Source organism: Tritonibacter scottomollicae, assembly GCF_003003215.1.
Lineage (GTDB): Bacteria > Pseudomonadota > Alphaproteobacteria > Rhodobacterales > Rhodobacteraceae > Epibacterium > Epibacterium scottomollicae.
Genome location: NZ_PVUF01000009.1, coordinates 168,840 through 179,210, shown reverse-complemented (window position 1 = coordinate 179,210; position 10,371 = coordinate 168,840). Strand labels below are relative to the sequence as shown.

The window sequence follows — 10,371 nt, the reverse complement described above, 5'->3', positions numbered from 1 at the left end:
GTGCCGTGGGCGCGAAGACCGCATTCATTGCCCCGGGATCACCTTGGGAGAACGGCTACTGCGAGAGCTTCAACGCCCGCTTCCGGGATGAGTTACTAAACGGCGAGGTCTTCACCACGCTGCGTGAAGCACAGATCCTCATCGAACGCTGGCGTCGCCACTACAACACGGTTAGGCCCCACAGCGCCTTAGGATACCGGCCCCCAGCGCCCAAAAGCATCGTCCTGATAGACCAAAGGCCGACGATGCATTAACATTCAAATTGGACCACTCGATGGGGGCACATCACACATTTTTTCATGCAAGGTGGTAGCTAGGTGGTTGCTAGAAGCAAAAAATGGGAATCTGCGATTTCGCTAACCCATTGAAAAGAGTGGTGAGCCGTGCAGGATTCGAACCTGCGACCCACTGATTAAAAGTCAGTTGCTCTACCAACTGAGCTAACGGCCCACTCTCTGGGGAGGCAAGTATCCGGCCTCCGCGGAACGCCCTTAAAGCTGATTAATCTCGGAAGATCAAGAACTTATTTTGAGCTGAAACTGTCTGACCTCGTTGATCATACCGTTCCGATAGGGGGGGCTTCTACGGTCAAGCCAGCAGATGGTCAACCCCCAATTTCAAAGTTTTCCGCGCTATCTCTGGATTCATTTTCCCATGGGGTCTATATGCGGTTCATGACCTCCCCAGGACCCGATCATATGTTGCCGTTCATGAAAATGCATGGGCTCGGAAACGACTTTGTTGTTGTCGACGCCCGCGCCAATAAATTCGAAGTGACACCCGCCTTGGCCAAGGGAATCGCCCATCGCCAGTTCGGCCTCGGCTTCGACCAGCTTGCCGTGATCTCCGCGGGGGAGGCGGGCAGTGCGTCCGATGCGCATCTCACTTTCTACAACGCCGATGGCTCCACCTCGGCGGCCTGCGGCAATGCCACCCGATGTATCGCGCGCTTCCTGATGGATGAGAGGCAAAAGGACGCGCTGCATCTGACCACTGACCGCGGTGACTTGATGGCACAGGATGCGGGCGAGGGGCTGACTTCGGTCAATATGGGGCCGCCGCAACTGGAGTGGGACGAGATCCCGCTGGCCGAGGCCATGGACACGCTGGAGCTGCCAATCGAAGGCGCGCCCACGGCCACAGGCATGGGCAACCCTCATTGCACCTTCTTTGTCGAGAATGCGGAGTTGATCCCGCTTGAGGACTTCGGACCGCGTTACGAATACCACCCGCTCTACCCACAACGCACCAACGTGCAGGTGGCCCATGTGGCGGGTCCTGATCACATCCGCATGCGCGTCTGGGAGCGCGGGGTGGGCGTGACCCTGGCCTCTGGCTCCTCCTCCTGTGCCACCGCCGTGGCGGCTGCGCGCCGGGGCCTCACGGGCCGCAAGGTACGGATCGACCTTGATGGCGGCACGCTTTGGATCGACTGGCGCGCCGATGGCGTCTGGATGACCGGCCCCACCATGCATGTGGCTGATGGCGCGTTCACCCGCCAGTTCCTCGAAAGCCTCGCCTCGTGACCGCCGCGCCCAAATTCACCACCCTTGGTTGCCGTCTCAACGCCTATGAGACCGAAGCCATGAAGGAGCTCAGCCGTCAGGCCGGGCTGGAGAACGCCGTGGTGGTGAACACCTGCGCCGTCACCGCAGAGGCGGTGCGCAAGGCGCGTCAGGAGATCCGCAAGCTGCGCCGCGATAATCCGGACGCGCCGATCATCGTCACCGGCTGCGCCGCCCAGACCGAACCGGAGACCTTCGCCGCCATGAGCGAGGTCACCCAGGTCATCGGCAATACCGAAAAGATGCAGCCCGCGACCTGGCAGCGCATGGCCAAGGGGCCGGATTTCATCGGCGCCACTGAAAAGGTTCTGGTCGACGACATCATGTCGGTGACAGAGACCGCCAGCCATCTGATCGACGGGTTCGGCACCCGCAGCCGCGCCTATGTGCAGGTGCAGAATGGTTGCGATCACCGCTGCACCTTCTGCATCATTCCCTATGGCCGCGGCAATTCTCGTTCGGTTCCGGCGGGCGTGGTGGTGAACCAGATCAAGCGGCTGGTGGACAAAGGCTACAACGAGGTGGTGCTGACGGGGGTCGACCTCACAAGCTGGGGTGCCGATCTGCCTGCGACGCCGAAACTCGGTGATTTGGTGATGCGCATCCTGAAGCTGGTGCCGGACCTGCCGCGCCTGCGCATTTCCTCCATCGACTCGATCGAGGTCGACGAGAACCTGATGCAGGCCATCGCCACGGAGCCACGCCTGATGCCGCACCTGCATCTCTCCCTGCAACATGGTGACGACATGATCCTGAAACGGATGAAACGTCGCCATCTGCGCGACGACGCCATCCGCTTTGCCGAGGACGCGCGCAAGCTGCGCCCCGAGATGACCTTTGGCGCCGATATCATTGCGGGCTTCCCGACGGAGACCGAGGCGCATTTCGAGAATTCTCTGAAACTGGTCACCGACTGCGATCTCACCTGGCTGCACGTCTTCCCCTATTCCAAGCGCGAAGGCACACCGGCGGCGAAGATCCCGTCGCAGGTCAATGGCAATGTCATCAAGGACCGTGCGGCCCGGCTGCGCGCTGCTGGGGACGCGCAGGTGGAAAAGCATCTCGCGGCACAGATCGGGCGTCGTCATAGCGTGCTGATGGAGAACGCCCACATGGGTCGCACCGAGCAGTTCACCGAGGTGAGCTTTGCCACGCCGCAGACCGAGGGCGCATTGGTGCAGACGCAGATTTCGGGCTGCAACGGCACGCAACTTATCGCCTGACCCGAGCAAGGAGGACGCAATGGCTCTGGTCGTCTTCCTTCACGGCCCTTCCAGCAGTGGCAAATCCACGCTCGCCGCAGAACTGCGTCGGCGGGCAGTGCGTCCGTTCCTGCATCTTTCCATCGACCATTTGCGCGACAGCGGTGCTTGGGACCCCGCCAGCTACCCAGACTGGCGCGGCGCACGACCCGGCTTCTTCTCGGGCTTCCACGCCGCTGTGGCGGGCTTTGCCGCGGCGGGCAATGACCTGATCCTGGAACATATCCTCGATACCCCGGGCTGGCAGGCGGAGCTGCAAGGACTGCTTGCCGCGCACGATGTGTTGTTTGTCGGCCTGCACACGCCGCTGTTCGCGCTGCAACAACGCGAAGCCTCGCGCGGGGACCGTATCATAGGCAGCGCCGCGCAGGACTTCCACAGCGTGCATGCAGGCCTCACCTACGATATCACGCTCGATGGCACGGCTTCGGTCTCAGACAGCGCGCGTCGCGTCCTGGCGGCGCTCAAGGATCCACTGCCACGTTCTGGGTTCTTTGCCTGACATCGAGTGTCCCTCGACCCAGACTCACCGGTGGTGTTTATGCTGCGAAAATTGATCGGCTGATGGGTGTCTTCACAAAATAAAAAGCCCCCGCACCAGATGATGCGGGGGCTTTTGCATTTTTGTAGATCAACAGATCAGGAGGTCTTTTTGCCCTTGTGCGGCGCCCAGAGGCGCTTGTTGGTCAGGTAGAGCAGCACCGAGAGGACGGTGAGGAAGAGCACACCGACAAAGCCGGCTTGCTTGCGCGCCATCATCTTGGGTTCTGCGGTCCACATTAGGAAAGCAGAGACGTCCTTGGACAAGCTGTGCAGATCGTTCTCGTGACCGTCTATGAATTCCACCTGTTCGTCCGACATCGGAGGGGCCATGGAGATCCAGCCGCCAGAGAATGCGGTGTTCTCATAGAATGTGGTCCCAGCCTCAACTTTGGTCTCACCAGTGTAGCCGGTGAGCAGCGAGGCGATATATTCCGCACCGCCCATGCCCTTGAACAGCTGGTTCAGACCCAAACCATAGGGGCCGTGAAAGCCGGCGCGAGACTTTGCCATCAGGCTAAGGTCAGGTGCACCAAGCGCGGTGTTGGCCGGAAAGTGATCGACCGGGGTTGCCGGACGGAAATCGTCCAGTGCTTCGTCGAACACTTCGAAGTTGTCCGCAGCATAGGCGCGCACCTGATCTTCCGGCAGGCCGGGGCCGCTTTTGTCAGCGAGGGTGCGGATTGGAACCTGCTTCAGGCCGTGGCATGCAGAGCAGACCTCGGTAAAGACCTGAAGGCCGCGCTGCAGCTGGTTCTGGTCATAGGTGCCGAAGGGGCCTTCGAAGGAGAAGGCGAAGTCTTCGATATGCCCCTCGCCACCAGCCGCGAAGGACGCGGCCGGGACGAGTGCCAGGGCAAAGGCAGCACCGGTTACAAGTTTCTTGAACATGGGTAGCTGTCCTTCTTCTTACTCAGCAGGAGTAGCTTCGGATTTCTTGCCGTAGTGGGCGTCGAAATCTTCTTCGATTGTGGCAGGAATGGCTTCGGGCTTTTCGATCACACCAAGCAGCGGCAGGATCACCAGGAAGTAGCCAAACCAATAGGCGGATGCGATCAGCGAGAAGGACGCATAGGGTTCTTCCGCGGGCATCGCCCCCAGCCACATCAGCGCAAAGAAGTCGATGACCAGCAACAGGAACCACCACTTGAACTGCGGACGATATCTGCCCGAGCGCACGCGAGAGGTATCCAGCCACGGCGCCAGCGCCATGACGGCAATCGCACCAAACATCGCCAGAACACCGAAGAACTTCGCATCGATGATACCGCCGGTCACGAAGGACGCGATCTGAACAACCCAGACCTCAGAGGTGAAGGCCCGCAGGATCGCGTAGAAGGGCAGGAAGTACCATTCCGGAACGATGTGCGCAGGAGTCTGCAGCGGGTTTGCTTCGATGTAGTTGTCCGGGTGGCCGAGGTAGTTCGGCATGAAGCCGACAATCGCCCAGAACACCAGCAACACCACGGCGAGACCGAGGAAGTCCTTGATCACAAAGTAGGGCCAGAACGGCAGCGTATCTTTCTTGGCTTCTTCCTTGGAGCCGCGACGCACCTCGACACCGGTCGGGTTGTTGTTGCCCGTGGTGTGGAAGGCCCAGATATGCAGGATCACAAGACCCGCAATCACGAAAGGCAGCAGATAGTGCAGCGAGAAGAAGCGGTTCAGCGTGGCGTTATCAACCGCGGGTCCGCCCAGAAGCCAGGTCTGGATTGGCTCACCGATGAACGGGATCGCACCAAACAGGCCGGTAATCACGGTCGCACCCCAGAAGGACATCTGACCCCAGGGCAGAACATAGCCCATGAAGGCGGTGCCCATCATTGCGAGGTAGATCAGCATGCCGATGATCCACGTGATCTCGCGCGGTGCCTTGTAGGAGCCGTAGAAAAGGCCGCGGAAGATGTGGATGTAGACGGCAACAAAGAACAGCGAGGCGCCGTTCGCGTGCATGTAGCGGATCATGTAGCCACCATTCACGTTGCGCATGATGTGCTCAACGGAGGCAAAGGCGAGATCCACATGCGGCGTGTAGTGCATCACCAGCACGATGCCGGTGACGATCTGCAGCACCAGGCAGAAGGCGAGGACGATGCCCCAGATCCACCACCAGTTCAGGTTCTTGGGGGTGGGAATCATGATGGTGTCGTAAATCAGGCCAACGATGGGCAGGCGGCTGTTAAGCCACTTTTCTCCGCCCGTCTTCGGCTCGTAATGGTCGTGTGGAATACCAGCCATTCGCGCGTCTCCTTATCCCAGCTTGATGGTGGTTTCGTCGGTGAACTCAGCCACCGGGATATGCAGGTTCTGAGGCGCCGGACCTTTACGGATACGGCCTGCAGTGTCGTAGTGCGACCCGTGACAGGGGCAGAACCAGCCGTTGAACTCACCCGCGCCATCACCGAGCGGCACACAGCCGAGGTGGGTGCAGACACCCATCATCACCAGCCATTCGCCATTTTCGTCGAGGGTACGGTTTTCGTCAGCGGCGTCGGTGCCCGGTTTGTTCGGGTTTTCCGAGGACGAGTCGATCAGCTCTTGCATCTCGACAGCGCGCGCTTCGTCAATTTCTTCTTGGGTACGGCGACGGATAAATACCGGTTTGCCGAGGAACATCACGGAGATCTGCGTGCCAACGTCAACGCCGGAGACATCCACAATGATGGAGGACAGGGCCTGAACGTCAGCCGAGGGGTTCATCTGATTGACCAATGGCCAAACGGCGGCACCCGCGGTAACCGCCCCTGCGCCGGCAGTGGCGTAGTAGAGGAAATCTCTCCGGGTTCCTTCGTGGTCTTCTGCGTGGGACACGAGGTTTTCTCCAATTTCAGCGCCCGTTTAGGGCAAACATGCGCTTACACCGCAACTGGACGCGGTGACTCAGCCGCGTGTCTAGCGATGCAAACCCGGTTCGTCTAGCGGTCAAAGCAGCGCAGGTTGTCCTGAATGTGGTATTCTTTCACAGAACCGTTGCATTGCTGCGCCTCTTCCGGACTTATGTGCCTTCTCCTCCCTTAAGACGAGGTGAAAGCGGGACTTAGGCCGTGTCTGGCCGGGTCGCTTTCATCGATGGCCGCGATTCGAAATTCATCAGCCAATCCGCCAACTGCGGGTGGCCATCGCGCCAGCCTGCGTCGGGGTGCCTGAAATCGACATAAGCCAGTGCCGCTGCCATAGCCAATTGGCCGATATTCACTGGTCCGGTCAAACTTGGCATCCAGCGCGCCTCGACCGCGGCGCAGGCTCCGATAATCTTCTTGCGCTGACCTTCCAGCCAGGCATCCCATTGCTTGTCGGCCGGGCGAAGGCGCTTTTCATATGCCATGGAAACACCGGCATCCATGATGCCATCTGCCGTGGCCTCCAGCACCTTCATGTCCCAGCCGCCCCGGTAGAGCGCTCCGCCAGCCCGGTCATCGAGGAATTCGCAGATCACCCGGCTGTCATAGAGCGTCGGCCCACCGTCGCGTGTCAGTGCCGGGATCTTTGCCAGCGGATTGCTGGCCGCGAGGGCCGCGTCAGGTCCGGTCACAGAGGTGCTGACGTGCAGCAGCTCGACGTCCTCGACCTGTCCGGTTTCATGCAATACGAGCACCACCTTGCGCACGAATGGCGATGACGCGGAGTAAAAGAGTTTCATGTCGCTGGGTCTCCCTGGTTGGCGCAACTCTAGCGGGTGACTGGAGATTATGAAAATAGTCTATCTCTGAAATAGTCAAACCTGTGTCAGTCGCCGGCGTCTGATCCGAGATATGCCCGCAACGCCGGAGGTGGATTGTCCAGCAGCATCGCCGTTGGGGCAGGGGGGGATACCACCGCCTCGGCCACCAGTATGACCTGCTCGGCGATCCGGCGGGCATCCTGTGGGTCATGGCTGACCATCAGGAGTGTGGCTCCGCAGTCGGTCGCAATGTCGGCGACAAGGTCCAGCATCTCCGCCTTCAAAGCCGGTCCGAGGGCGGCAAAAGGTTCATCCAGCAAGAGCAACGCGCACCCCTGAACCAGGACCCGTGCCAGCGCGGCTCTGCTCTGTTGTCCACCGGACAGAGCAGCAGGTTTGCGGTCTGCCATCTCACCGAGACCAACGCGTTTCAGCGCCTGCGATACCTGTGCGTCCTCTTGCGCAGACAGACGTCTGTTGGCGTCGATACCCAGTCGCACGTTCTGTCGCACCGTCAGATGCGGAAACAGGTTGCCGTCCTGAAACAGCATAGCCCCGGGACGCGCGCCGGGTGGTTTGCCTGCCAGATCGTCTCCATTCCACAGGATGCGTCCGCTCTGCAAAGGCTGGAACCCGGCGATGGCTTCCAGCAGCGTCGACTTGCCAGCGCCCGATGGGCCGATCACAGCAACCCGGGTGCCAGCGGCAATCTGAAGGCTGCCGGACAGGTGAAAATCGCCCTTTTGCACCTGCATGGTCTCAAGCTTCAGCATGAAAGCGTCCTCCGCGATCCAGCAGCCAGAATGCTGCCATGGACAGAATGAACAACAAGAGCGCTGCGCCCTGTGCCGCCTCCATTCGATAGGCTCCCATCAGCCGATAGACCTGAAGCGGCAATGTGGCCACCTCCGGATCGGCAAAAAGTGCGATGACGCCGAGATCGCCCAGGGAGAGCGCCGCAGTCAGGCCTGCGGCAAACCCGATTTGGGCCCGACACCGCGGGAGCAGAACCTGCCACCAGAACGCTGTGCCACGCATGTCGAGCGCCAGAGCCAGCCGACTGTTCTGCTGCATCACCTGTCGCACGCGCGGGATCAGAATGCGCAGGGCGAAGGGCAACGCCATCACCATGTTCACCACCGCCGTGACCGGCAAGGCCAGCGCAAACGGGTCGGCAATTGGGTAGACCAGTACAAACAGTCCGGTTCCGATCACCAATGGCGAAGCCGCGAGCCCCAGTATGCCGGCCACCTCTCCCAATGCCTTGCGCCCCAATGCGATGCTGGCCGACAGCGGAAGAGCAATGAGCAACAGCAGTGTCGTGCTCAGCGCAGCCACTTGCAATGAGACCCAGGTGGCGCTCCAGACCGAGCTTGGCAGCGACATGAGGCCCGGAACTCCGGCAACGAGCACCGCCAGAAGTGGCAGGATCAGAAACAGTGCGGCCAGGCTGATCCAGAGACTGTCGAGCAGGCGTGAGCCGATGCCGCGTCCGTCCCATCTGGACACCGCCCGATCAAGACCGCCGCCAAATCCGTCACCGGGGGGCACACGCAGCGCCAGAAGGGCCGCGATGACTGTCAGACCCAGCTGCACACCGGACAGCATGGCCGCTCGACCAAGGTCGAAATCAAAGTGAAAGGCCTGATAGATCGCCAATTCCAGCGTCGTCGATTTGGGTCCGCCGCCGAGTGTCAGGGCGACCGCAAAGCTCGACAGGCAGATGGCAAAAACCACTGCTGTGGCGCCCGGCAGGACCTGTCGCAGCATCGGGGCCTCCAGAAGACGCCACATCGCGCGGGGTCCGGCGTTCAACTGTGCGGTAAGGCGAAACCGCTCAGCGGGGATTTCTTGCCAGCCTTGCAGGATCAGCCGTGTTGCCAGCGGCAGGTTGAAGAACACATGCGCGATCACCACACCATGCAAGCCGTAGATCTGCACGGGGGCAAAGCCAAACAGCGCCAGCAGGTCACTGACCCAGCCGGAGCGGCCAAACACGGCGAGCAATCCGAGGATGGCAACAATCACCGGCAGGATGAACGGCGCGCCCAGAAGGGTGATCAGCACCCGCCGTCCGAAGAACCGCCGCCGCGCCATCGCCCGCGCTACGGGCACCGCAAGCCCGATGCTGAACAGTGCCGACAGGCTCGCCTGCAGCAGCGTGAAGCGCAGCGCGGACCAATCCGCCGGGCCAAGGCCCGCAGGCCCTTCGGCGCGCAGGGCCACGGCAGTCAATGTGCCCAGAACCAGAAGCGCCACCCCAAGGGCGGCGCAGGTTCCGGGCCAGGTCGCAACCGGGCGCAGGGTTACTGGCTGAGCGCGGAGAGCCATTCGGCCAATGCTTCATCGCGGACGGAGGCTGCATCCTCTTCCGGCAACAACAGGGATTTCTCCGGGCTGACGAGGGTTTCGAACCCCTGTGGCAGGCCGTCGGACGGGATCACCGCCGGATACATCCAGTTGGTGGTCGGAATGATCGACTGAAACGCGTCAGAGACCATGAATTGCAGGAACTGATCCGCCAGCTCTGGCTGATCGCTGGACGCCAGCTTGCCCGCGACCTCCACCTGCATGTAGTGGCCTTCGTCAAACACCGCCGCCGCCTTGGTGTCATCTTTCTCGGCAATCAGGTGATAGGCGGGCGAGGTGGTGTAGGACAGGACCATGTCCGCTTCACCTTCGAGGAACAGGCCATAGGCCTCGGACCAGCCTTTGGTCACGGTGACGATATTGTCGCTCAGATCCTCCCAGATCGCGGGGGCTTCGTCGCCATAGGCGGCCTTCACCCACATCAGCAGGCCGAGGCCGGGGGTGGAAGAGCGCGGATCCTGGATCACGATCTTTGCATCACTCTCGGCCAGCGCCTTGAAGTTCGTGGGTGCGTCGGCATCGGCATTATGCACAAAGGCGAAATAGCCCCAGTCATAGGGGGCGAACATCTCGTCCTGCCACTCCACTGGCAGAGCATATTCCGCTGTCACTGAAATCGGCGCAAACAGACCGGTGTCCTTTGCCGCCGCCGTCAGGTTGGTGTCGAGCCCCAGCACAACATCGGCGTCAGAGCGCGCCCCTTCCAGCTTGATCCGTGCCAGCAGCGCGGCGCCATCGCCCGCACCGACAAATTTCAGATCGCAACCGCAGGTCGCCTCAAAGGCGGTTTCCACCGCGGGGCCGGGCCCCCATTCAGAGACAAAGCTGTCATAGGTATAGACCACCAATTCCGGGGTCTCGGCCGTGGCTGCTGTGGACAGGGCAATCGCGCCCGCAACACTGCTCGCAAGAACGAGGGTTTTCATGTCAGTCTCCAGTGCGGCGTGAGGCGAGGGGGATCCGGGCATCGCGT

At 61.1% G+C, this 10,371-nt stretch carries 11 protein-coding genes and 1 tRNA gene; 4 read left to right on the top strand and 8 right to left on the bottom strand.

What is annotated here, in order from left to right:
* Positions 1–254 (top strand): integrase core domain-containing protein (locus CLV89_RS14895; RefSeq protein ID WP_133166708.1); only part of this gene is annotated, 254 nt, incomplete at its 5' end.
* 120 nt (positions 255–374) lie between these two features.
* Here CLV89_RS14895 and CLV89_RS14890 read toward each other — a convergent pair.
* Positions 375–450, bottom strand: a tRNA-Lys gene (locus CLV89_RS14890).
* A 248-nt stretch (positions 451–698) separates the two neighbouring features.
* Here CLV89_RS14890 and dapF point away from each other — a divergent pair.
* From dapF to CLV89_RS14875, 3 genes are read left to right on the top strand one after another with little or no spacing between them, the layout of a single operon-like run.
* Positions 699–1,526 (top strand): diaminopimelate epimerase, encoded by an 828-nt coding sequence (gene dapF, locus CLV89_RS14885; RefSeq protein WP_207796940.1) that lies wholly within the window; start codon positions 699–701, stop codon positions 1,524–1,526.
* Positions 1,523–2,788, top strand: coding sequence for a tRNA (N(6)-L-threonylcarbamoyladenosine(37)-C(2))-methylthiotransferase MtaB (gene mtaB, locus CLV89_RS14880; RefSeq protein WP_106164445.1), 1,266 nt, complete (start codon positions 1,523–1,525; stop codon positions 2,786–2,788). Before dapF ends, mtaB begins: the two co-directional genes overlap by 4 nt.
* A 19-nt stretch (positions 2,789–2,807) precedes the next feature.
* Positions 2,808–3,329 (top strand): chloramphenicol phosphotransferase CPT family protein, encoded by a 522-nt coding sequence (locus CLV89_RS14875; RefSeq protein ID WP_106164444.1) that lies wholly within the window; start codon positions 2,808–2,810, stop codon positions 3,327–3,329.
* A 137-nt stretch (positions 3,330–3,466) separates the two neighbouring features.
* Here the strand turns inward: CLV89_RS14875 and CLV89_RS14870 are convergent, their stop codons facing one another.
* From CLV89_RS14870 to thiB, 7 genes are all read right to left on the bottom strand, one after another.
* A complete protein-coding gene (locus CLV89_RS14870) occupies positions 3,467–4,258 on the bottom strand; it encodes a cytochrome c1 (protein ID WP_106164443.1) in 792 nt (263 codons plus the stop codon).
* Positions 4,259–4,276: 18 nt separating this feature from the next.
* On the bottom strand, positions 4,277–5,605 hold the full coding sequence (gene petB, locus CLV89_RS14865) for a cytochrome b (protein WP_106164442.1): 1,329 nt from the start codon (positions 5,603–5,605) through the stop codon (positions 4,277–4,279).
* 12 nt (positions 5,606–5,617) lie between these two features.
* Positions 5,618–6,178, bottom strand: coding sequence for a ubiquinol-cytochrome c reductase iron-sulfur subunit (gene petA, locus CLV89_RS14860; protein WP_106164441.1), 561 nt, complete (start codon positions 6,176–6,178; stop codon positions 5,618–5,620).
* Positions 6,179–6,404: 226 nt separating this feature from the next.
* The gene (locus CLV89_RS14855; protein WP_106164440.1) at positions 6,405–7,007 is read right to left on the bottom strand and encodes a glutathione S-transferase; all 603 of its coding nucleotides are present in this window, start codon (positions 7,005–7,007) and stop codon (positions 6,405–6,407) included.
* An 86-nt stretch (positions 7,008–7,093) separates the two neighbouring features.
* The gene (locus CLV89_RS14850) at positions 7,094–7,801 is read right to left on the bottom strand and encodes a thiamine ABC transporter ATP-binding protein (RefSeq protein ID WP_106164465.1); all 708 of its coding nucleotides are present in this window, start codon (positions 7,799–7,801) and stop codon (positions 7,094–7,096) included.
* Positions 7,788–9,359: a thiamine/thiamine pyrophosphate ABC transporter permease ThiP gene (locus tag CLV89_RS14845; protein ID WP_106164439.1), complete on the bottom strand. Its 1,572-nt coding sequence runs from the start codon at positions 9,357–9,359 to the stop codon at positions 7,788–7,790. Before CLV89_RS14845 ends, CLV89_RS14850 begins: the two co-directional genes overlap by 14 nt.
* Positions 9,335–10,324 (bottom strand): thiamine ABC transporter substrate binding subunit, encoded by a 990-nt coding sequence (gene thiB / locus CLV89_RS14840; RefSeq protein WP_106164438.1) that lies wholly within the window; start codon positions 10,322–10,324, stop codon positions 9,335–9,337. Before thiB ends, CLV89_RS14845 begins: the two co-directional genes overlap by 25 nt.
* Positions 10,325–10,371: the final 47 nt, after the last annotated feature.

Excerpts from the sequence above, each read along its gene's own strand:
- thiB (WP_106164438.1), bottom strand. The coding sequence starts at position 10,324 with ATGAAAACCCTCGTTCTTGCGAGCAGTGTTGCGGGCGCGATTGCCCTG.
- petB (WP_106164442.1), bottom strand. The coding sequence starts at position 5,605 with ATGGCTGGTATTCCACACGACCATTACGAGCCGAAGACGGGCGGAGAA.
- CLV89_RS14855 (WP_106164440.1), bottom strand. The coding sequence starts at position 7,007 with ATGAAACTCTTTTACTCCGCGTCATCGCCATTCGTGCGCAAGGTGGTG.
- CLV89_RS14875 (WP_106164444.1), top strand. The coding sequence starts at position 2,808 with ATGGCTCTGGTCGTCTTCCTTCACGGCCCTTCCAGCAGTGGCAAATCC.
- CLV89_RS14845 (WP_106164439.1), bottom strand. The coding sequence starts at position 9,359 with ATGGCTCTCCGCGCTCAGCCAGTAACCCTGCGCCCGGTTGCGACCTGG.
- dapF (WP_207796940.1), top strand. The coding sequence starts at position 699 with ATGTTGCCGTTCATGAAAATGCATGGGCTCGGAAACGACTTTGTTGTT.
- CLV89_RS14870 (WP_106164443.1), bottom strand. The coding sequence starts at position 4,258 with ATGTTCAAGAAACTTGTAACCGGTGCTGCCTTTGCCCTGGCACTCGTC.
- CLV89_RS14850 (WP_106164465.1), bottom strand. The coding sequence starts at position 7,801 with ATGCTGAAGCTTGAGACCATGCAGGTGCAAAAGGGCGATTTTCACCTG.